This window comes from Chryseobacterium sp. Marseille-Q3244, assembly GCF_940807095.1.
Classification (GTDB): domain Bacteria; phylum Bacteroidota; class Bacteroidia; order Flavobacteriales; family Weeksellaceae; genus Chryseobacterium.
Map to the genome: position 1 here is coordinate 1 of NZ_CALNWX010000018.1, position 21,558 is coordinate 21,558.

At 34.5% G+C, this 21,558-nt stretch carries 19 protein-coding genes and 1 pseudogene; 10 read left to right on the forward strand and 10 right to left on the reverse strand.

The features are described 5' to 3' along the window. The 5 genes and pseudogenes from NBX25_RS21315 to NBX25_RS21335 form a co-directional block, all read left to right on the forward strand. A pseudogene (locus tag NBX25_RS21315) lies at positions 1-226 on the forward strand (hypothetical protein); the annotation flags it as partial. A gap of 25 nt (positions 227-251) precedes the next feature. Beyond that, entirely contained in the window at positions 252-389 is a 138-nt protein-coding gene (locus NBX25_RS21320; RefSeq protein WP_250255335.1) for a hypothetical protein, read from the forward strand. A 227-nt stretch (positions 390-616) separates the two neighbouring features. Next, positions 617-2,005 (forward strand): dihydrolipoyl dehydrogenase, encoded by a 1,389-nt coding sequence (gene lpdA, locus NBX25_RS21325; RefSeq protein WP_123910892.1) that lies wholly within the window; start codon positions 617-619, stop codon positions 2,003-2,005. Positions 2,006-2,070: 65 nt separating this feature from the next. After that, entirely contained in the window at positions 2,071-2,673 is a 603-nt protein-coding gene (locus NBX25_RS21330; RefSeq protein ID WP_250255336.1) for a hypothetical protein, read from the forward strand. 472 nt (positions 2,674-3,145) lie between these two features. Next, positions 3,146-3,946 carry a patatin-like phospholipase family protein gene (locus NBX25_RS21335; protein WP_123910894.1) on the forward strand — a complete coding sequence of 267 codons (801 nt, stop codon included), beginning with the start codon at positions 3,146-3,148 and terminating at the stop codon, positions 3,944-3,946. A gap of 306 nt (positions 3,947-4,252) precedes the next feature. Here NBX25_RS21335 and NBX25_RS21340 read toward each other — a convergent pair whose 3' ends face one another. The 5 genes from NBX25_RS21340 to NBX25_RS21360 form a co-directional block, all read right to left on the reverse strand. Continuing rightward, complete coding sequence (locus NBX25_RS21340) at positions 4,253-4,741, reverse strand: hypothetical protein (protein ID WP_250255337.1); 489 nt, start codon at positions 4,739-4,741, stop codon at positions 4,253-4,255. A 184-nt stretch (positions 4,742-4,925) separates the two neighbouring features. After that, positions 4,926-5,633 carry an ABC transporter ATP-binding protein gene (locus NBX25_RS21345; protein WP_123910896.1) on the reverse strand — a complete coding sequence of 236 codons (708 nt, stop codon included), beginning with the start codon at positions 5,631-5,633 and terminating at the stop codon, positions 4,926-4,928. 80 nt (positions 5,634-5,713) lie between these two features. After that, entirely contained in the window at positions 5,714-6,274 is a 561-nt protein-coding gene (locus tag NBX25_RS21350) for a hypothetical protein (protein ID WP_250255338.1), read from the reverse strand. A gap of 384 nt (positions 6,275-6,658) precedes the next feature. Beyond that, positions 6,659-7,354 (reverse strand): LytR/AlgR family response regulator transcription factor, encoded by a 696-nt coding sequence (locus NBX25_RS21355; RefSeq protein ID WP_123910898.1) that lies wholly within the window; start codon positions 7,352-7,354, stop codon positions 6,659-6,661. Beyond that, complete coding sequence (locus NBX25_RS21360) at positions 7,347-8,414, reverse strand: sensor histidine kinase (protein ID WP_250255339.1); 1,068 nt, start codon at positions 8,412-8,414, stop codon at positions 7,347-7,349. Before NBX25_RS21360 ends, NBX25_RS21355 begins: the two co-directional genes overlap by 8 nt. Before the next feature lie 179 nt (positions 8,415-8,593). Here NBX25_RS21360 and NBX25_RS21365 point away from each other — a divergent pair, with 179 nt between their 5' ends. Then, the gene (locus NBX25_RS21365) at positions 8,594-9,127 is read left to right on the forward strand and encodes an acyltransferase family protein (RefSeq protein WP_250255340.1); all 534 of its coding nucleotides are present in this window, start codon (positions 8,594-8,596) and stop codon (positions 9,125-9,127) included. After that, positions 9,109-9,711 carry a hypothetical protein gene (locus tag NBX25_RS21370; RefSeq protein WP_250255341.1) on the forward strand — a complete coding sequence of 201 codons (603 nt, stop codon included), beginning with the start codon at positions 9,109-9,111 and terminating at the stop codon, positions 9,709-9,711. Before NBX25_RS21365 ends, NBX25_RS21370 begins: the two co-directional genes overlap by 19 nt. Before the next feature lie 246 nt (positions 9,712-9,957). Here NBX25_RS21370 and NBX25_RS21375 read toward each other — a convergent pair whose 3' ends face one another. The 5 genes from NBX25_RS21375 to NBX25_RS21395 form a co-directional block, all read right to left on the reverse strand. Continuing rightward, positions 9,958-10,995, reverse strand: coding sequence for a serine hydrolase domain-containing protein (locus NBX25_RS21375; protein WP_250255342.1), 1,038 nt, complete (start codon positions 10,993-10,995; stop codon positions 9,958-9,960). 4 nt (positions 10,996-10,999) lie between these two features. Then, a complete protein-coding gene (gene bla / locus NBX25_RS21380) occupies positions 11,000-11,896 on the reverse strand; it encodes a class A beta-lactamase (protein WP_250255343.1) in 897 nt (298 codons plus the stop codon). A 193-nt stretch (positions 11,897-12,089) separates the two neighbouring features. Then, positions 12,090-12,278 carry a hypothetical protein gene (locus NBX25_RS21385; RefSeq protein WP_123910902.1) on the reverse strand — a complete coding sequence of 63 codons (189 nt, stop codon included), beginning with the start codon at positions 12,276-12,278 and terminating at the stop codon, positions 12,090-12,092. Between the two features lie 482 nt (positions 12,279-12,760). After that, a complete protein-coding gene (locus tag NBX25_RS21390; RefSeq protein ID WP_250255344.1) occupies positions 12,761-14,227 on the reverse strand; it encodes a RagB/SusD family nutrient uptake outer membrane protein in 1,467 nt (488 codons plus the stop codon). Between the two features lie 8 nt (positions 14,228-14,235). Then, positions 14,236-17,190 (reverse strand): SusC/RagA family TonB-linked outer membrane protein, encoded by a 2,955-nt coding sequence (locus NBX25_RS21395; protein WP_250255345.1) that lies wholly within the window; start codon positions 17,188-17,190, stop codon positions 14,236-14,238. Positions 17,191-18,075: 885 nt separating this feature from the next. On the opposite strand from NBX25_RS21395, the gene NBX25_RS21400 reads away from it, so the two are divergent. The 3 genes from NBX25_RS21400 (at position 18,076) to NBX25_RS21410 (ending at position 21,544) form a co-directional block, all read left to right on the forward strand. Next, positions 18,076-19,581, forward strand: a complete 1,506-nt coding sequence (locus tag NBX25_RS21400) for an amidohydrolase family protein (RefSeq protein WP_250255346.1) — start codon at positions 18,076-18,078, stop codon at positions 19,579-19,581. A 459-nt stretch (positions 19,582-20,040) separates the two neighbouring features. Continuing rightward, on the forward strand, positions 20,041-20,976 hold the full coding sequence (locus tag NBX25_RS21405; RefSeq protein ID WP_250255347.1) for an NAD-dependent epimerase/dehydratase family protein: 936 nt from the start codon (positions 20,041-20,043) through the stop codon (positions 20,974-20,976). A gap of 154 nt (positions 20,977-21,130) precedes the next feature. Continuing rightward, positions 21,131-21,544, forward strand: a complete 414-nt coding sequence (locus tag NBX25_RS21410; protein WP_250255348.1) for a GxxExxY protein — start codon at positions 21,131-21,133, stop codon at positions 21,542-21,544. The last annotated feature ends 14 nt before the right edge of the window (positions 21,545-21,558 follow it).

The window sequence follows — 21,558 nt, forward strand, 5'->3', positions numbered from 1 at the left end:
TATGCTTGATAAATGGCTGCCTCAAAGAAATGTTCCGGGAATGTGGCAGAAAATGATGGCCTTTGTACTCATTCCGTTAGTTCTTATTTCCATTTTCTTTGGAATTTATGCCGCAGGAAGTGATCATGAAAAAGTTATTGATCTCAACCCTGTTCTTATTAGGCTTATCTATGAATGTTTTTGGACAAAAACATCCGCCCGTTCCTCCACATCCCTCAAAGAGTGAATTAGTCAATCTTAAGAGACAGGAATTGGATAAAAAATATAATACAGAAAAGAAACTGATCCTGAACCATCCATTGGCTACCAAACAGATGAAGAGAGATCAGATGAAGGCTTTAAATAAAAGATACGAGGCTGAAAAACGATTGCTTAGACAAGCGAAATAATACGAATTTCTTGCACTTATTAAAATTTGATGAGTAAAATTCTATAAAGGAAATTTTACGAAGTTTACATGTAACAATAATTTTTGTTGAAAGAGAATGCTTTTTGTGTTCTCTTTTTTTATTTAAAATTGAATGAAAATGGCTTATTGATGGATTTTAAGATCAATTTGAAGAAACGTGAAACATCCAATATTTTTCCTTAAATTCGCATAAAAATTTTTAAAGTAATGAATTACGATATTATTGTCATTGGAAGTGGTCCTGGTGGATATGTTACTGCGATCAGAGCAGCGCAATTGGGTTTCAAAACCGCAATTATCGAGAAAGAAAACTTAGGAGGAATTTGCCTTAACTGGGGATGTATTCCAACCAAAGCTTTATTGAAATCTGCTCAGGTTTTTCATTATATCAACCATGCTGAAGATTACGGATTAAATAAAGTAGAAGCAAGCTTCGAATTCCCGAATGTGATTCAGAGAAGCCGTGGTGTTGCCAGCAAAATGAGCAAAGGAATCGAGTTCTTAATGAAAAAGAATAAGATTGACGTAATTCTTGGTACTGCAAAAGTACAGAAAGGTAAAAAAGTTTCTGTAACAGATAAAGACGGTAAAGTAGTAGAATATACTGGTAACCACATTATCATTGCTACAGGAGCTCGTTCAAGAGAATTACCAAACTTACCGCAAGATGGTAAAAAAGTAATTGGATACAGACAGGCATTATCTCTTCCTGAGCAGCCAAAATCTATGATCGTTGTAGGTTCTGGAGCTATTGGGGTAGAATTTGCTGACTTCTATAATACAATGGGAACTAAAGTAACGGTTGTTGAATTTATGCCAAACATTGTTCCTGTAGAAGATGAAGAAATCTCTAAACACTTAGAGAAATCTCTGAAAAAATCAGGAATCGAAATTATGACCAACGCTTCTGTAGAGAGCGTAGATACAACAGGAGAAGGCGTAAAAGCGAATGTTAAAACGGCTAATGGAAACATTACCCTTGAAGCTGATGTGTTATTATCTGCTGTAGGTATTGCTGCTAATATCGAAAACATCGGTTTAGAAGAAGTAGGTATCCAGACAGATAAAGGGAGAGTTTTAGTAAACGAATGGTATGAAACTTCAGCACCAGGGTACTATGCAATCGGTGATATCATCCCAACTCAGGCATTGGCTCACGTTGCTTCTGCAGAAGGAATCACTTGTGTAGAGAAAATCAAAGGGATGCATGTTGAGAAAATTGACTATGGCAATATCCCTGGATGTACTTACTGTCACCCTGAAGTAGCTTCTGTAGGTCTTACTGAAAAGCAGGCTAAAGAAAAAGGATATGAAATCAAAGTTGGTAAATTCCCTCTTTCCGCAAGTGGTAAAGCTACAGCTAACGGAAATACAGACGGATTTATCAAAGTAATCTTTGATGCTAAATATGGTGAGTGGTTAGGATGTCACATGATTGGTGAAGGAGTAACTGATATGGTTGCTGAAGCAGTAGTTGCTAGAAAATTAGAAACTACAGGTCACGAGATCATCAAATCGATCCACCCACACCCAACCGTTTCTGAAGCAATTATGGAAGCAGCAGCAGCAGCTTATGGAGAAGTGATCCATATCTAATCTGAAATACAGAAATTTATATAATAAAAGCTCAGATTTTTCTGAGCTTTTTTAATGGATTCTAAATGAAAAAAATTACATTTTTATTTTCTTTATTCTGTTTTATTTCTGTGTTTTCTCAGAATCAGTTTCATTATAAAGAAAATCATTTTCCCGTAAAATATGTGTTGAAAAACTTTACTGATACTATTAAAACAAGAGTTCAGAATATTGGTATTTTTACGAATAAAAAATTTTCTCCTGCTACTTATATCAAACAGGTAAATATGTTGGATTCTTTAGGGAACAAGACTGTAATAAGTGAATTTGATATCGACTATATGGAAGTTACAGACCCTCAGAATGTAGTGAGAAAGTTCACTTCTTCAACGTCACTTCGTCTTACTAAGTATGATTTTGGTCTTATAGAAATATTATTTCAAGGGAAACTAAGTTGGTATAGAGATTACTTTTATATAGGATTAACGGGTTATAAAATGAATAAAACAGACTTTCTCATTAATAAGGCTGATGGAAAGGTGATTAATGAATCAGGCTTTTTTAACCCTGGCATTAAAAATAATCTCAAAGAAAAATTACAAGATCATCAGGATCTTGTGAGGTTAGTTGATAAATCTAAGAAGGATAAAGATATTATAAAAGTGCTGGAGTTATATAACAACCAATAGAATACTAATACGTTGAAATTAATTTAGCCACTAAAAACTACAGCAATTTTGCTGTGGTTTTTTATTTTCCAATATACTAAAGACATTGCTCAATTTGTTCTGTAAAGATCATCTTGGAATTGTAAGCTTACGTTGAGCATACATCAAACCTCACAGGTTTCTGAAACCTGTGAGGTTTTTATTTACCCATTAGAATAAAGGTATTTCGTATTTACTTCATCATCATCTCAACCTCTTTTAAGATGCCATCAATAGATAACTTTGTTTTATTTTTAATTGTAAATGTATAATTGTCATTTGGAAATGGGGCTTGAATGAATGAGCCGTCATAATTTTCAAGCTGAATCTATTTAATTGAAAGAAAAAAGAAAAAAATGAATCAATGACTGAATTATGTGTTAAAATAATTTTAAAATCGCATATTTATAAAAATTAATCAGATTATATCAAGGTGTTTTCTTACATTTATTCTATGAATTTTGAGAAAGTAGGACTTGTTTTGTCAGGAGGCGGTACCAAAGGCATCGCCCATGCGGGGGTATTAAAATTCTTGAAGGAAAAAAACGTAGACATAGACATTCTTTCCTGTTGCAGTGCAGGATCTATTGTGGGATGCCTTCATGCGGTAGGAAAGACGCCTGAAGAAATTCTGGAATTTTTCAATTCCGTTTATTTTTTTAATTGGAAACACTTTGCCTTCAATCAACCAGGATTGGTTTCCTCTATTATTTTCAGAAACTATCTTAAGCCTATTTTTCATGATATGAAATTAGGGGATCTTGATATTGAAGTGAAAATTGTAGCCACAGAATTGGTTTCCGGTACCCAGAAGATTTTTGATAAGGATTTTGAAGTAGTGGATGCCATTATTGCCTCATGTTCTATTCCCGGAATTACCACACCTTATATTATTGGTGACGAAATGTATTGTGATGGGGGAGTGTTGAACAACTTTCCGGCAGATATCATCAGAGATGATTGTGATAAACTGATTGGAGTATTTGTTTCACCACCCAATGATGCTAAAATTAAAGATCTGAACTCAATTAAAGCCATTGTTTCCCGTTCTTATGATCTTCTTTCCTATAGAATCGAAAAAGTGAAATTTGACTATTGTGATTGGTTTATTTCTTCTCAAAAGCTATCTACTTACGGAACTTTTGAACGCGGAAAAGACCGTTTGGAGCAGATTTTTAATATTGGCTATAAAGCAGCCAAAGAAAGCTACGATGATAGCCGTTTTCTTACAGAATTAAGACAAGCCGGAACATAAATTCTATAATAAAAAAAGCAGGAGTACCGGAAGAGGGATGTTTTAAACTTAAAGCAACCTAAATTCGGCCTTGTGCAAAATTTCGTTGATTTAATATTTCGGAGGTTACTATTATAAAAATTTCTAACTTCTCTCTTCCAGATTCCTGCCGGAACTCAACTTAATATTAATTCTTGGTAATTACATACAATTTTACACCCCATTTTATAATCTGTTTATTGGTGATGTCATTCTGAATATAACAAAGTGAAGGAAGAATCTATTTATACGAGAGTTCTTCCTTAAAATGATATATAATTATTGAATTTAATTCTTAACTATCTGGGCATCCTGACGTACAATTTCCTGGTCATTGGAATCGTAAACTACTAAGGTATAAGGAGCTTTTTTGGCAGAGTTGGTCAGGTAATTTCTCCAAACCTGATAGCTGTGTCCATCATTACTAAAATTGAAATAATAATTTCCTCCACTACCATCAGGAATCAGCTCACCATCACTAATAATCATGCTGGGTTTAGCAGTAATTTTTGCATTGGCATTCCAGGATTGGTACAAGTATTTACCATTAGGCTGCTTATCAATTCTGATTTTAAATTTTTTAGTTTTAATAATCACGGTTTTTGGAACCTGTTGGAAAGCATCATAGGTAAGGGTATTGCTTTTTGAAAATTCAGGAGTTTCTTTAGCGGAAACAAAAGAGAACTGAGCTAAAGAAAAAGCTCCTAATAAGAAGTACTTAATCATATTATAATGGTTATTGGTTAACTGTTCAAACATCATCAAATATGAAGCCATTGTTTATGCTTTTTAATAGGGTATACACCTCAATGAAGAAAGAAATCTTCCAATATATTATTAAAAAAATAAGATTCCTAAGGAATGACAAACATAGTTTTTACTTACCATCTTTGCCATTTCATAGGAATCTCAACAATATATTTTTAATTTGAGATTTGAATTAATCCATATCAAGCAAATCTTAATTTTTCTGAACCGCAGTATAGCTCGCAAAAGCCTCTTCCAGGCTGTCAAATTTCCCTTTAAATTCGTCAATAGGGCAATCCTGAAGAATATTTCCTTTATGAATAAGAATCACTCTTGAACAAAGCGCTTCTACCTCCTGCATGATGTGTGTAGAAAGCAAAACCGTTTTTTGTTGCCCAATTTCTTTTATCACATTTCTGATTTCCAGAATCTGATTAGGATCAAGTCCATTGGTAGGCTCATCCAAAATTAATAAATCCGGTTGATGAATAATTGCCTGAGCTAATCCTACACGCTGCTTATAACCTTTGGAAAGCTGCCCGATTCTTTTGGATTTTTCCGGGGTAATTCCTACCAGTTCAATAACTTCATCTACTTTAGATTCAGGAATTTTATGGATGTTGGCTACGAATTGAAGATATTCTTTCACATACATTTCCAGATATAATGGATTGTTTTCCGGAAGAAAGCCTATTTTCTTCTTGCTTTCAATCTCGTGCTGGGTAATGTTCTGGCCATTAAAGATAATTTCCCCTTCATCAATTTTCAGTGCCCCTACAATAGATTTCATCAGGGTGGATTTTCCAGCACCGTTAGGGCCAAGAAGACCGATGATTTCATTTTTATCAATAGAAATGTTGATAGTATTTAAGGCAGTCTGTTCACCAAATTTTTTGGTTAAATTGTTTATCTGAAGCGGCATAATTTTTAATGTCTTTCTGCAAAAATAAAATAAAAAAACTCATTCAATGGAATGAGTTTCGCAATATTTATAAATTATAATTATTTTTTTGCTTTTTTCTTAGCTCCGGAAGCCGGAGTTGCTGTAGAAGCGGCACTTGCGCCTCCTTTTTTAACACCTTCATGATTGAGGGTAGAAGCCTTATCATACATCGCGTATTTGCCGTTTGTTCTTCCAAAAACCTTATCAACCTGTTTTTGAGTTAAAAACTGAGATTTCCCCACATACTTCCTGTTTTTATTGATGTATTGGATAAACTGTACAGTGGGTTGGCCATAGTTTCTCTCATAATGAAGTTCTATAATATCGTTAGGAAGTTCCAGGACGATATTTTCTTCCGGGGAAGAGATAAAGCCGTCTATAATGAGTTTATAGAGTCCAGAAACGTCTCCATTCAGATTCTGGAATGAAAAAGCTCGGATTGTATTCAGGTTGCTGGTATTCAGGTCCTGATAATTGACAGTATACTTGTCTTCTTTTTTATATAAACCAACAGAATTGTCTTTGCCAATTTCCACCAAACTTTCATTTTTCAACACTTTAATCTGAGAGAAAACTGAAATACCGAACATACATGTAATAAGTAGAATTATTTTTCTCATGGAATGAATTTTAATGTTTTATAAATTGGTGCACATAAATTTACAAATAAAACGGCTAAAAAGCAATTTTATTCGCTCAGGCAAAAGTAATACTTTTTTTTAATATCCATAAGAAATGGACAGATAGGGACGGGAGCTTTTGGTTGTGTGTAACTTTTTGTAATACAGTATTTTGTTTCTTTATTATAAAAAATATATCCACAAAATACTTATCTTCAATTTGAAGAATCAGAAACATGTAATAGGTTGAAAAACAGCGTGGAAATGGGTGTTCTAAAGGAGTGGTCTTAAAAAATATTTGAAATAAATGTTAAAATGCTAATTGGGGCATAGGAAAATGAAAAGAATGTATAAAGAATCAATCTATAAGTTATTAATAAACAGTTATAAAAGTCTGTTTTTTGAGAATGTTAACATGAAATTGTCAAATTCCTGTCTGTAGCTTCTTCCTATAGGAATCTGATAGGTTCCAAGATGAAGTTCATGATTGTTAAAAGCAGTGACGAAGTGAGTATTGATAATAAATGACCGGTGAATTCTTATAAATCCTTTTGATGCTAAAAGAAGTTCCAGATCCGTTATTTTATTTTTTGAGATCAGGGATTCGTTTGCAGATAAAGTTATTTTGATGTCATTTCCCTGGCTTTCAATATAAATAATGTCTGCAAGGGATAACTTTCGATGCATTCCTTCTGTTTTAAGAATGATAAAATCATCTTTTGAATCATTGATATTTCTCAACACCCGTTCTACAGATTTGAAAAAACGTTCAAAAGTGATAGGCTTCAACAGATAGTCTACGGCTTCCAGTTCAAATCCTTCAATGGCAAAGTCCCGGTATGCAGTTGTAAAAATTGTTTTAGGCTTTTGTGAAAGGGATTTTAAAAAATCAATTCCGTTGAAGTGAGGCATCTGAATATCAAGAAACATCAGGTCTATAGCCTGATTTTGAAGAAGTTTATAAGCTTCAAGGGCATTCTCTGCCTTGCCTGCCAGTTTCAAATGATCGATTTTGGAAATATGATTTTCCAGCAACCTGGCAGCTAAAGGTTCGTCATCTACAATGATACAGTTAATCATATCGTGAAGGAGTGATTATTTCAACGTTAAAAATATTGTTTTCCCGGGAAATACGGAAGGTGAAATGTTTCTGATAGTGAAGCTCCAACTGTTGCTTAATATTCTGAATCCCGATTCCTTTTTCATTAGAATCTGAAATGCCATCATAGGTATTTTCAATTCTGAAAACAGAATGTTGGGTATTTGTTTCCAATTCTATTTTGATTTCTGTTTGTTCAGAGCTTTTTCCGGCACCGTGTTTAAAGGCATTTTCTACTAAGGTTAAGTAGAGTAATGGTGGAATGAAATTGACCGATGTTAATGCTATTTTCTTAGTTATTTTTAATCTTTCGTTAGCATAGCGCAGGCTTTCCAGTGCAATATAATTGTCAATAATATTCAGTTCATCAGCAACAGAAACCCATTTTTTCTGTCCTTTGTACAGAAGATAATCCAGAATATCTGAGAGCTGGCTGATGGATTGGGATGTTTTATCTGAATTACTGATAGAAAGAGAATAAATATTATTCAGTGTGTTAAACAGAAAATGAGGGTTAAGCTGGGATTTCAAAGATTTCAATTCCAGTTCGGTTTTTTCCTTTTCCAGTTGGATTGTATTTTCTTTTTCATCTTTATACCGCATAAAAAACATGATGGAAATAAAGATAAATGCTCCACTGATGATGGGAAATGTATAATGGAACAAAAGATACCGGATATCAGTAAAAATGCTGCTCAGACTGTCTTTGGGTTCATTGGTGAAAAAAGGCTCAGCAATATCCACAATAAAGATTCTGTTGGCTACTGAAATAAAGTATAAACTCAGGATCAGGCAGAATGTGAATTCAATATATTTTTTTCGGTCAAAGAAATGGCGGATCAGGATATAATAGATAAAATTGGCTGCCAGAATCTGAAAGATCCAATGACAAAAATTATAAATCACCAATTGTTTAAACATTTCTCCGTTGTAATCGTCATAGGCTCTTGCTATCCCAAACAAAAACAAAGCAATCCAGAAAAATAACTGGAAGTATATATTTTGTAGGTTATACACGGTTGCTCTGGTTTTCATCATCATCAAAAATAAAAAATCTTAAGACATGGTTTGCCGAATTGATGTCAAATCCCATAATATAAAGATCAACAGCATTATTTAAAATTCAGACGACCTATTTTGCTATTGGCATTGAAATGCCTGTTTTCTGAACCTTGTGTTTAAAAGGAGTCTTGTTTTTAGCAAGATTTGCATCAAAAAATATGACAAGAGAACGATCAGAAAGGCTTTACGGATTAGATCATCTGAGAGCATTAGCTATTGTAATGGTTTTACTGTTTCACTATAGGGCATTTAAGCATCCGGAATGGATTGATACTATCGGGAGATTTGGCTGGACCGGAGTTGATCTCTTCTTTGTGTTGAGTGGTTTCCTTATTTCAGGACAATTGTTTAAAGAAATGAATGAAAAAGGAACAATAAGCTTAAAGACCTTTTATATTAAACGTTTTTTTAGGATTGTTCCGGCTTATTTTTTTACTCTTTTTCTGTATTTTACCATCCCTTTTTTCAGGGAACGGGAAGCTTTACCTCCTTTATGGAAGTTTGTAACCTTCACCCAGAATTATAGATTGGATGTAATCAGCCAGGGGACATTTTCTCATGCATGGTCTTTATGTATTGAAGAACAGTTTTACCTTATTCTTCCCTTGTTTCTTTTGGTTATAATGCCCTCAAAATTATTTAAATATTTTACTGTTTTAATTATTTTTTTATCATGTTTTCTCTCATCATGAGACTGGTAACCTGGAATGTATATATAGCCGATACGGATCCTGATTCTCTGGAATTCTGGCGTTCCTGGTATATGAAAATATATTACCCAACCCATACAAGGTTAGATGGTCTTGGAACCGGAGTTCTTATTGGCTATTGTATGCAGTATTTTTCCGGTTTTAAAAGGATGGTTCACCAAAATGGGAACAGGCTATTTCTTATTGGGATTGGGTTGTTGGGAATTTCATTTTGGATATGTAATGAACAGGTCTCAAAAGAAGCGTCAGTGTTTGGGTTTACTCTGGTGGCCATAAGCTATGGTTTTATTGTTTTATCAGCTGTTTCAGCATCGTCATTCTTTTCAAATAAGAAATCCTATATTACTGCGGAACTGGCAGCTTTGTCATATGCAGTTTACCTTTCTCATAAGGGAATTATTCATTTGGTTCAGGTTCTTTTTGAACATTTCGATCTTAAAACTTCGGATAATATATGCCTATTGGTTTGTCTATTGGGATGTCTTTCGGGTGGTTTAGTGTACAGATTCTTCATTGAAAAACCTTTTGCAGGTGTTAAATACAGGGTTTTAAACAAAGAGAAATAATCGGTGCACTTATCTTATCGATTGGTGGAGTTCTTCTATTACAGGCTTGGGGGCTTCCTCTTTCAAATCCCTGGATATAAAGGCGAAATATTCCCATTTATAGTGGTATATTTTGAAAAAATACAAAAAGCAAGATTGATAGTCTTCATCCAGGCTCCAAAATATTTAAGAGGATAAATAAAAGGCAGCTTCTATTTTTGATGCTGCCTTTTATAATTATAACGTGTCTGTGCTATTTTCAAATGCTTATTTTGAAGGAATGCTTTTTAGTACAGCATTTTTAATAGCGGCTTCCTTAAAACTCCAATGTTCGCTGTTTTGAGGCATTTGGTTTTCAAGAATAACCAGACTTGTATCTGTAGACGGAAAGTATACATTCAGACATGTAAAGCCATCACCAAGTCCCGTCACTGCATAATAATTGAGCCCAGCCTCTTTGATGAATCTGATATTATAGCCAAATCCCATACTTTCTTTTCCAAAAACATTATGTTGAGAAGAAGTAGAAGGAGTGAGGATCAGTTTTTGAAATTTTGGGGAAAGAAGTTTTCCTTTAAATAATGCCTGATCCCATTTTGCAAGATCCTCTACAGTAGAAACAATTCCTGCTGCGGGAGCAATTTCATCATTTAAAAATGATTTTTCTACTTTTTCAAATTGATTATTTTCACTTCTATAGCCCGGAACCAAGGCCTGATTGTTTTTACTGTTATACACAAACGTTTTGTCCATCTTCAGCTTTTTGAAAAGAGAGTTTGCTTGTTCTGTAAAGCTTTTTCCGGTGGTGTTTTGAAGAATTTCTCCAAGAAGCATATAAGATAGATTCCCATATTTAAACTGTGATCCGGCTTTAAATGCAGTTGGTTTTTCCCTGTCTATAATACCATGAGTATGATTCAAAAGATGGTGTATCGTGACGGTATCTGCCCAGGATTGTGTAAGGGTTGGAAGATATTTTTTTATGGGAGTCTGAAGATCAAGCTTTCCCTGTTCAGCAGCTTGCAAAATCAGAACAGCAGTGACTTGTTTTGAATTTGACATGATTTCAAACTGGTCATCAACCTTTAAAGCAATTTTTTTTTCGAAATCTTTATATCCATGGGCCTTCAAATATTTTGTTTTACCATTTTGAGAAACCAAAGCCACTCCATTGAATTTCAATGGGACAGAAGTCGTCATGATACTGTCAATTTTTTTTGAATAGGAAGTTGTTTTCTGTGCCTTTGCATTAACAGACAGAAGTACGGAAACCGCAAGAGTGATAAATAATTTTGTCTTGGTCATGGATTTATTTTTTGTAGTGATTATAGGCTGCTTTGGCAATATCGGCAATAATCGCCTCTGAGTTTTCAAATGTCTCATAAGTATCATGTACAAGAACAGCAATATATATTCTCTTTTTATCTGAGAGTTCAATAATTCCATAATCATTAACGGCACCTGTCATTCCTGCTTTATTGGTGAATGAGGTTCCAGTGCGGTGGGCTACTTTAACATCCTTGGGTAACTTCCCTTTAAGCCTTTTGGCTCCTGTCGCATTATTCAGCATGGCTGTATATAGCCATTTTGTATGTTCTTTATTTAATATTTTCCCGGTGTAGAATTGTTCCAGAAGTTGGGTAGCTTCGTTAGGAGTGATGGTATTGATGAATTGGGAATCCCAGTCCTTATGCATACCTTCTTCATCATTTTTGATGACAATATTCTTGCTGTTAATGAATTGCTGAACATAATCAGGACCTCCGATTAGTCTTAGCAGAATATCTGTCAAATTATTATCGCTGTAGACCACCATCCATTGTATGCAGTCTTCCAGACTAAGCTCTATATTTCCGTCCGGATATTTGTCTTTAAATGGACTATAAGTATCCTCCAAAAGCTCTTCTTTTTTGATATAAATTTTCTGTTGTAAAGAAAGTTCACCTTTTTCCACTTTATGAAGAACAGCTAAAGCTACAGGAAATTTGAAGGTGCTTAGCATGGGAAGTGGCTTATTGCCATTGATTTGGATTACTTCCTTTTTTGGGATTCCTGCTGTGACAATAGAAACTCCTACGTCCGCTTTTTTATGGGCAAGAATGGTTTCAATTGCTTTTTTTAATTCAGAATTTGTATGGTTCTGTGAAAAAAGCGGAAGACTTAAGAATACGATAAACAGAGTAGGAATAATTTTTTTTAATTTCATTAGATGGTGTTTATTTGAATGGGTCTTTGATTCCCAAATATATGTATTTCCTGTATCTCTTTCTCTGTTTGATTTCAATATTTTTATTCATCAGAAATCCCTTTAAAAAAGGAAACCCAAAATGAATGTAACAGTAATTCCAGAATAGTTATTCTGAGATTTTTTATTTTGATACTTCTGTTGTATTAAAAAATTACCACTGACCACCATTTTTGGGAGGCGGATCTGTTTTGCTGCACTGATTTGGGGTGTTTGTTCTCCATTGATCTTTATCTTTGGGTGGCGGATCTGTTTGTAAAATATTTCTCAATTCATTTATGGTATAGGAATGAAAAGAAGTAAATACCATTGCAATGGCTATTGATGTCAAAAGTTGTTTCATTGTTTTTATTTTAAATTTATTAAAATATTCATTCCTGTTTACATAATTTTTAGAGATATTAGCCGTTACCTTGATAAGGATGATGATTGAAACCATAAATCCATTAAACAAATGTTTATATTTTTATGATATAGGATTTATCGTAATTACAGTCAGAGATCAGAGGTGTTAAAGATCTTGTCATGGAAAATAAGCAGCAAAAAGATAGAGTGATTGAACCAAAAGTATAAGAAATTAGCAAAAATAAATAAGAAGAAAAGATTTATTTCTATTGATTATCAACTTGTATGAATAGCATCGTTAACATTAATGGTGCTATTTTTTTGTTTTAAATCAGTGTAAATTTTCGAACACTTTTATAATTTTAATCTCTTCTCTAAGAGATTTGTTTATAGGGTATTATAGAGCTTTATAATAAAAAGACACCATTGACTGAAAATGGTGTCTTACTTGAAATATATTAAAATTGTTTTGCTCCTTATCTAGTCATTTTGTTTGATTTGAGGGTTATTATTAATCTCTTTATTCGGGATTTGGAATTTAAATTTATCCGGTGTGAGGTTAAATCTTCCAAAAGTATGGTTGGTTCCTGTGTATATTCTTTCTAAAGGAGTACTCAATCTCTTCATATCAAACCAGGCGTAGCCTTCACCCCACAGTTCAATTCTTTTTTGAAGGATAATTTCATTAATCAGATCGGCTCCTGTTTTGGTAGACAGCGTATAGGCTTTGTCTCTTTTGGATGCAATTTCAAATAATACTTGCTTTGCTTCCGCTTCTCTTCCTTGTCTTGCAAGAGCTTCCGCCTCAATATAATATAAAGAAGAGGCTCTGATGTAGATATAATCACCTTCAAACATGCTTGGATCTTTAAATTTCCAGCTTACATAGGCAGGATAGTTTTTAGTCTTTCCGTTAAAGGTATACTTGGCAGGCTGGCTTCCATTAAATACTTTTTTACGGTAATCAGTATCCGGAATAGCATCGTATAAACGTTTGTCAATAAGCTTATAAATCTGGGCAGCTCCTGCATATCCTTCATTGGTATTATCAAACATAGAGAAGAAAGAAGCATAATAATTTCCGATACTCATGGTAGAAATTGTATTATGGAATCCCCAGATCACCTCAGGATTGCTGATATTGGAAAACCCGGTAGTAGTATAATCGTTTTCTGTCATCAGGGCAATCCCTTGTTTACCATCTGCGGCATATTTTACGGCTTTGGCGTAATCTCCAATTTGTAGGAATATATCGGCAGCAATAGCTTTAGCTGTTCTCTGATCAATCTGGGCTCTGGATGGACGGGCAAAGCTCTCCAAAAGAACAATAGATTCTTCAATATCCTGACCAATCTGTGAATATACTTGTTCTACCGTTGATCTTGGACGTCCCTGGCTGGGATTATCCGTAGTAAGTACCAATGGAAGCCCCGGATCAGACTGATGCCCTTTATAATCATTGGCATAAAAACGGATCAGATGAAAGTAAGAATAAGCTCTTAAAGCAAGCAGTTGTCCTTTAATCGCTTGATTTTTAGGACTTGTATCTGCTTTTAAATCACTAAGAAGTTTATTGATAATGAATATTCTTGCATAAAAAGTGGTCCATACAATTTCTGAAGCCAAATTACTGGCATTGGTAGCTTCATAATTATAAAACATTCCCAAATGCTGATTTTTTGCCTGTATCACATCATTTGACATTAAATCTGCACCGGCTTTTATTCCCATGATTCCGAAGTCTGAGTGAGATCCAATGTTTCCTCCTGCACCATTACTGCGAAGGTCAAGATAGATTCCGCCAAGGATCTTTTCAGGCTTTGACTGATCCTCATTCAGTTGCTCACCGGAAATATCGCCCTCCGGTAAAGTATTGAGATCATTAGCACAGCCCGTCGTAATGAAAGTTACGGCTAAAGCTGATATAAAGTATTTTATTGTTTTCATAATTTCTTTTAAAATGTTAGTTTAAAACCTAGTGAAACACTGGATAATAAAGAGTATTTGTAAGCATCGGAAACTCCTGTTAATGAGGCTCTCGGATCATATCCTTTTCTCTTGGACCATAGATACAGGTTGTTTCCGGTAGCATAGATTTTTAATGCTGATAACCCGATCTGCTTTGTAAAATCATCAGATAACTGGTATGATAATGTTACATCCTGAAGACTGATATAATCAGACTTAACCAGGTACAACGTAGAATGTCCGTTCTGGTTGGTAGAAGTAAGGTCTACACGTGGCAGGGCTGCCGTCGGGTTTTCCGGAGTCCATGTTTTATCAAGATCAGTAGTGTAGTTAGAGCCGTAAGTGTCAGAATGGAATAAAGATCTGTAAATGTCATCATATCCGTATCCGCCAAACTGATAAGCGAAATTAACAGAAAGATTTACCCTTTTATAGGTAATATCCGTTCCAAATCCACCATATATCTTTGGAATTGCTGATTTTCCGGTATTGTAGTCACTGGCTTCCTTATAATTATTGGTAACCGTTTTTTCTACCTGCTGAGTGGTTGGGTTTATGGTATTTTTATACCATAATGCATCTCCGTTTTCAGGGTTTACTCCAGCAAATTCTTTTAAATAATAGGTATACCGGTCACCACCCTCCGCAAGAACAAACAATCCTGAAACCAGACCTGTAGCTCTTTGCTGTTCCGGTAACTTGGTGATCTTGTTTTTATAATGAGTAGCGTTAGCATAAAAATTCCACTGAAGATCTTCTGTTCGGAGAATATCTACACTGATATTGGCCTGTATCCCTTTGTTGTACATGTCTCCAATATTTCCATACTTCACATACGAACCTGAGTTGGATATTGCTAAAGGAAGTGTATAGATCATATCAGATACCTTTCTCTCAAAGTAATCAGCATTTAGATTTATTCTATTGTCGAGTAGAGAGAGCTCAAAACCAGCATTCAGGTTTTTGGAAGTTTCCCATTTTAAGTCCCTGTTTCCTTGTTTTTTTAAAGTAAGTACAGGTTTTCCATCTCCAAAATCATTAATGCCATAGATGTCCTGATAAGCATAATAATCTCTGGTAGTGCTGTTCAGAAGGATATTGTCATTTCCCTGTTGTCCATAAGAGACTTTTAGTTTCAATGCATTAATCACCTTGTTGTCTTTAAGGAAGTCTTCTTTGGCCACATTCCATGCGGCTCCTAATCCATAAAATGTCCCCCATCTGCTTTCCGGAGCGAAGACTGAAGAACCGTCTCTACGTACATTTGCATTAAAAAAATATTTACCATCATAGTTATATAATAATCTGGAGAAATAACCTTCTACCGCATATTCATATCCGTTTCCAGACAGATCTGTGATTTTTACGGCATTATCAAAAGCCCATGATTCAGGTAATAAAAGTTGTTGTTTCGTTCCGGAAAACCCTTCGTTCTTTGTTTTATTCAATTCATGACCCACAAGAATATTGAAGTTATGTTTATCGAATTTCTTTTGATAGGTGAGCAATTGCTGATGATTCAGGGTATAGTTGAATATAGATTCCTGAGAAATATTACCCCCTACAGAGGAAGAAGTTCCTCCAAATGTATTTCCAAACTGAAGGTTTCTCAAATTTTCAAGATAAGCCCCAAAACTGTAAGTGAAATCCAGGCCTTTGATGATTTCATAGTTTAATCCCAGATTGATATTGCTGATATTGCTGACTCTTTGAGATTTATCCTGCTGAAGATTTCCTACCGGATTTTCAAAAACAGCATAAGATCTTGTAGCACCGTTTGGCCCCTGTCCGTCTCCATAATCATACAAAGCATTTCCGTGGTTGTCATACAGTTGCTGGTAATTATCATTTCTAAGAAAAACCGGGTAGAAAGGAGCTATATTTCTCGCAAACTGGAACGGATTGGAAAATCCACCCGTTTCTCCGAAATTCTGCTTGCTGTAAGTATAAGAAAGCGCAGTGGTTAATCTTAACTTTGGGGTGATAGAGTAGTCTACGTTGGATCTTATCCCAAATCTTTCAAAACCAGAAGAAATAAGATATCCCTTATCGTCCAGATAGTTTAAAGACGTATATGATTTTACCTGGTCACCGCTGGCATTGATTCCAACTGTAGCTTCCCTTCTTAAAGCAGGTCTGAAAAGAAGTTTTTTCCAGTTATCCTGATACAGCAGCTTCGCATTTTGGTTAAAAGAACCGTCCGGAGCAATCAGTTGACTAAACGGTACATTGTAAGCATTATATCCAAGTCCGTTCAATCCTGAAAGTCCTGCAGCATGGGGAGTCGTGGTGGAGGGAACAGCACCCGGCTGCTTCTGTCTTGCAATTTCTCCGATTCTTCCCCTGTTATAGTACGCTGTATAATAGTCCTGCGGTGAAGTGTAGACTGAATAATCCTCAATAGATCTGAAGTTAACCCCGGTCTTTACATCAAGATCAACACTTAGTTTCTTGTTTTTACCTCTTTTAGTATTTACGATAATAACTCCATTGGCCCCTCTGGAACCATATAAGGCGTTGGAAGACGCATCTTCCAGAAAAGAAATACTCTCAATATCAGCTGAAGAAATACTGTTCAGGTCGCCACTGTAAGGAATTCCGTCCAATACAATTAAAGGATCACTGGAAGCATTAATAGAACCAATTCCTCTCATTCTTATCGTAGGTTGGGAACCGGGTTGTCCGGAAGAGATTACTTGTACCCCTGCTACTTTACCTCCAATTCCCTGAAGAACATTTCCATTTTGAAGATTACCAAGATCTTTAGCTTTTAATGACTGTACAGATCCTGTAATTTCTTCTTTTTTTTGCTTTCCGAAGGCTACCACCACCACTTCTTTGATGGCAGTCTCCTGTGAAAGGCTGTCTTTTTTTTGGGCAAAGCCATATTCTGCGAATAAGAGCACGGCCAATACACCAAGTTTGCATTGTTTTTTTCTCATTATATTAATCTTAGGTTTTAAAAAATTGAATATTTGTAGTACGTTTTATCTTCCCGATTAGGAAAAAATAAATCCCTGCCTCCCTTTGGTAAGGAGGTGTCAGAAAGAAAATGTTAAAATAGAGGAGGGGTACCCGGATTACATAGGCCTTGAGCTTATCGGGCTTTAATTCCTACAATAATGTTCCTATTTCTTTGGGGATCTATAGCATCATCATTTTACACATCATAGATTCAAAGCACATATTCTTAGAAGTGATAGTATGCTGTGAAAAGCTCTGCATTGTACAACCTGTATGTTGAACAGTAACGGCAGATATGATTGTGTATAGGTAAGAATTAAAGTCATTCTTATTCATGAGAATAGAGTTTTATTTTTTTAACTGGGTCAAAATTATTTAATAATTCATAAAACTTTGTTAAAAAGTGATATGAGAAAAATCATATTAGTCTACCAATCTAGTAGGGTAATTGAAAAAATAAACTTTGAATAATTGTTTTTATGATGTAAATGCCTATAAAACAATGTGTTATTATTTTAGTTGTTGAGTTTTAGGATTTTTAAAAAAAAATCATTTTAAGAGATGAATAAAATTTAACACTATAAGTCTATTGTTTTTGTAGACTTTTTATGTATTTTGCGTCCCATTTCTTTTTAGGGAGCTTTATCCCGCTATCCACTCATACTCCTCACGCCGAGGCTAAGACATAGCATGTTGCGGGGTAACCGTTTCTATCGGGGCTAGGAAAGGATAATGAAAAATGTGTCGTTAAAAGGTTTATCATTTGTTTTTTTTCAGATTGAAATTCTTTTACCAAAAAAATAATTATATTTTTGAATACTGTATTGGCAAAGTATTTTTGTCAGTAACAGGTTACTATTATTATGAGAAAATACCTTACCTATATATTAATGTTGGGATTTCCTCTGTTGGGAGCCCAAACTAAAGTGGTTGAAAAATCCACTTATCAGGAAAAATGGACGTTGCTGGATACAGAAAATGCAGCAATGGCCTTTGATGCAGATGTAAAATTATCTGATGCCGAGATCGCTTTGGATAAAAAATTATTCCAGATCAGGAAGCAGTTCCTTGCCGAAACAGAAAAACAGCATATTCCTTTATACAACCGCTCTTTTAATGAAATAAAACCATTAATAGAGTCCAGTAAGCTGTTTAAAGTTATTCAGATAATGCCTAAAGGAGGATTGCTACACACCCATAGTGGTGGTTTGGCCAATGCTGATTGGTTGATAGAAACAGCGAGAAAATATAAAGAATGCTATGTATATGAGCAAAAAGACAATGATAAATTTATTTTCGGTCAGTTGGGGTTCTTTGAAAACGGAAAAGTTCCCAATGGATTTGTTAACCTCGATCAAAAGCTAAATTCAAATCCAGGTTTTGAAAAGGAATTGCATGATCTTCTCCTTTTAAAGAGGGATAATCTTTGCTCTTATACAGATTATTGGATTGAGTTTGAAAAACGTTTCCAACGCATCAACTTGTTATTGCCTTATCGTCCTTTTTTCAAAGAATATTATTTAAAAGGCTTTCAGGATTTAGCTAAAGATCATGTACAGCATGTGGAGATCAGATATGTTTTTGATGAACTCTACGATTTTGAGCATGGCAAATATTCATTGGAAAAGTCCATTACAGATTTGCAGGATATTGTAAAGCAAATGCGACAGTCAGATCCTCAGTTCAGTCTGAAACTGATTTATTCGAGCTTTAAATTTTTAGATTCTGACAGCATCGAAAAACAGCTTGAAGTAGCTTTTAAATTAAAAAAGCAATTTCCGGATATGATTTCCGGCTTTGACCTTGTTGCAGACGAAGCAGCGGGCAACAGCATTAATTTCTACCAGAAAAACTGGACAAAATTAAACGAAATCACAAAAAAATCAGGAATAGAAATGCCTCTGTTCCTTCATGCAGGGGAAAGCAATTCTGTTTTCAATAAAAATGTACTGGATATTACCTTATTGAATAACCAAAGAATTGGTCATGGTCTTAACCTTATTTATTTCCCAAAATCAATGGAGTTGGTTAAAAAACAAAATAAACTGGTGGAAGTAAGCCCGATCAGCAACCAGATCTTAGGCTATGTGAGTGACTTGAGAAATCATCCGGCAAGAGTTTTACTGAGCAATGGAGTACAATGTTCCATCAATAGTGATGATCCTGCCGTATATGGTTACGAAGGATTAAGTTATGACTTTTGGGTGGCCTATGTATATTGGGAATTGAATGTAAAAGCTTTGAAAAAACTGGTTTTCAATTCTATTAATTACTCTTCTTTGAATAAAAATGAGAAAAAACAATCTATAGAATCCCTGAATAAACAGTGGAATGATTTTGTGCAGAAAGCCAATCAGGAATTGAAGTAATATTCAAACGGAAAAAAGATAACAATTTTTACTGTTAACCATAAATACAATATAAATACAATAGCACCATTTTTAAATGGTGCTATTTTTAAACGCAAAGGGTTTATTATAAGGGTTTAATATTTTAGGGAGCGAAGGTGGAATCAATGAAATTGATTCTTTTTAAGCGGATGTATAACCATCAGTGAAAAAGTCCTTTTTTTGTTTCATCAAAATAGTTTATTTACCAGATTTGTAATTATGAAAAATCTGCGAGAGAAATGATTATATATCTTCAAAAATAAATGACCTCGAATTCATTTTTACAAACCTTCATAACGGTCATTTTTATCTTGAAATTTTCCAAACAGAGATTCTGTTACAACTTTCCCTGATCCAGATACTCTAATATGTTACGCTTTTCTGAACTTTGTCCTACCAAACAACAGAGTATATTATTAATCAGAAAATTGAAACAATATGCAAACAATATTAGGAGCCAATGGACAGATTGGTGAAGAGCTGGCAAGAGAATTAAAAAGAAACTTTACTTCAGAGATTCGCATTGTCAGCAGAAACGCTAAAAAAGTAAATGATACCGATGAGGTATTTTCGGCGGACTTATCTATTCGTGAGAAGGCTATTGAAGCAGTAAAAGGGAGTGAGGTTGCTTATTTTACATTAGGTCTTCCGATAAGTTCAGATCTATGGGAGCAGCAGTTTCCGTTGATTCTTCAAAATGTGATTGATGCTTGTAAGATCAACGGAACAAAATTGGTGTTTTTTGACAACACGTATATGTATCCGCAGGATGGTCGCGTTTTGAAGGAGAATACAGTATTTGCCCCAGTGGGAAGAAAAGGAAGAGTAAGACAGAAAATGGCTGAGATGGTACTGAGAGAAATAGAATCAGGAGAGCTGCAAGCAGTAATCTGCCGTGCTCCGGAGTTTTATGGTCCTGGAAAAACACAGAGTATTACCAATACATTGGTATTTAATACTATCAAAGAAGGTAAAAAGCTGAAAGTTCCGTTGAGTACAAGTAAAAAAAGAAGTCTCATCTGGACACCGGATGCAAGCCGCGCAACAGCTTTAATTGGAAATACACCGGATGCATATGGACAAACCTGGCATTTACCTGTAGATAAAAGTCATCCCACCTATAACGAGTTTATCAGAATAGCTTCCGGAATCTATGGTAAAGATTTGAAGTATTCTGCAATATCTAATTTTGTTTTTAAGATAGGAGCTTTATTTAATACAAAAGTAAAGGAATTATTAGAGCTGCTTCCAAGATATGAGCATGATAATATATTTGATGATTCAAAGTTCAGAATGCGATTTCCTGAATTTCAGGTGACCACTTATAAACAAGGGATCAGCCAGATTAAAAGTGAACAGCTTTCCGGAAAATAATAAAATTGTAACTTAGTATGAGTTATGTTTTTAAACCACATAGGCACATAGAAAATGCTAAAATATTAGTATTTAAAGTGCTGTTATGAAATTCTAACAGCCTATAAAGCCTATGTATCTATGTGGTTAAAAAAATAAAAAAAACACAGATATAATGATTACAAAAAAATATTTAGATGACTTGACATATGAAATAATAGGGAGTGCTATTGATGTTCATAAGATTATGGGTGGCGGATTATTGGAAAGTGTTTACCATGAATGTCTAAAAGAGGAACTTTTATATAAAAAAATAAATTTTCTTACAGAGATGAAGGTGCCTATGATTTATAAGGGGAAAACTTTGAATGTTGATTTTAGATGTGATTTATTTGTAGAGAATAGTATTGTTGTAGAATTGAAATCAGTACAGGAAATAATACCAATTTTTGAGGCACAACTTTTAACTTATATGAAGCTATTAAGGTGCCCCAAGGGAATAATCATTAATTTTCACTGTTCAAACATATTTAAGGAAGGACAAAAAACTTTTGTAAATGAATATTTTAATGCTTTGCGTAATTCTTAAAATTGTAAGTGAAG

Coding starts and splice junctions, on each gene's coding strand:
- NBX25_RS21345 (WP_123910896.1), bottom strand. CDS start 5,633: ATGCCGCTTCAGATAAACAATTTAACCAAAAAATTTGGTGAACAGACT.
- NBX25_RS21370 (WP_250255341.1), top strand. CDS start 9,109: ATGTTTTCTCTCATCATGAGACTGGTAACCTGGAATGTATATATAGCC.
- NBX25_RS21360 (WP_250255339.1), bottom strand. CDS start 8,414: ATGATGATGAAAACCAGAGCAACCGTGTATAACCTACAAAATATATAC.
- NBX25_RS21340 (WP_250255337.1), bottom strand. CDS start 4,741: ATGGCTTCATATTTGATGATGTTTGAACAGTTAACCAATAACCATTAT.
- NBX25_RS21355 (WP_123910898.1), bottom strand. CDS start 7,354: ATGATTAACTGTATCATTGTAGATGACGAACCTTTAGCTGCCAGGTTG.
- NBX25_RS21375 (WP_250255342.1), bottom strand. CDS start 10,995: ATGACCAAGACAAAATTATTTATCACTCTTGCGGTTTCCGTACTTCTG.
- NBX25_RS21400 (WP_250255346.1), top strand. CDS start 18,076: ATGAGAAAATACCTTACCTATATATTAATGTTGGGATTTCCTCTGTTG.
- NBX25_RS21330 (WP_250255336.1), top strand. CDS start 2,071: ATGAAAAAAATTACATTTTTATTTTCTTTATTCTGTTTTATTTCTGTG.
- bla (WP_250255343.1), bottom strand. CDS start 11,896: ATGAAATTAAAAAAAATTATTCCTACTCTGTTTATCGTATTCTTAAGT.
- NBX25_RS21395 (WP_250255345.1), bottom strand. CDS start 17,190: ATGAGAAAAAAACAATGCAAACTTGGTGTATTGGCCGTGCTCTTATTC.
- NBX25_RS21385 (WP_123910902.1), bottom strand. CDS start 12,278: ATGAAACAACTTTTGACATCAATAGCCATTGCAATGGTATTTACTTCT.
- NBX25_RS21365 (WP_250255340.1), top strand. CDS start 8,594: ATGACAAGAGAACGATCAGAAAGGCTTTACGGATTAGATCATCTGAGA.
- NBX25_RS21335 (WP_123910894.1), top strand. CDS start 3,146: ATGAATTTTGAGAAAGTAGGACTTGTTTTGTCAGGAGGCGGTACCAAA.
- NBX25_RS21405 (WP_250255347.1), top strand. CDS start 20,041: ATGCAAACAATATTAGGAGCCAATGGACAGATTGGTGAAGAGCTGGCA.
- NBX25_RS21350 (WP_250255338.1), bottom strand. CDS start 6,274: ATGAGAAAAATAATTCTACTTATTACATGTATGTTCGGTATTTCAGTT.
- NBX25_RS21410 (WP_250255348.1), top strand. CDS start 21,131: ATGATTACAAAAAAATATTTAGATGACTTGACATATGAAATAATAGGG.
- NBX25_RS21390 (WP_250255344.1), bottom strand. CDS start 14,227: ATGAAAACAATAAAATACTTTATATCAGCTTTAGCCGTAACTTTCATT.
- lpdA (WP_123910892.1), top strand. CDS start 617: ATGAATTACGATATTATTGTCATTGGAAGTGGTCCTGGTGGATATGTT.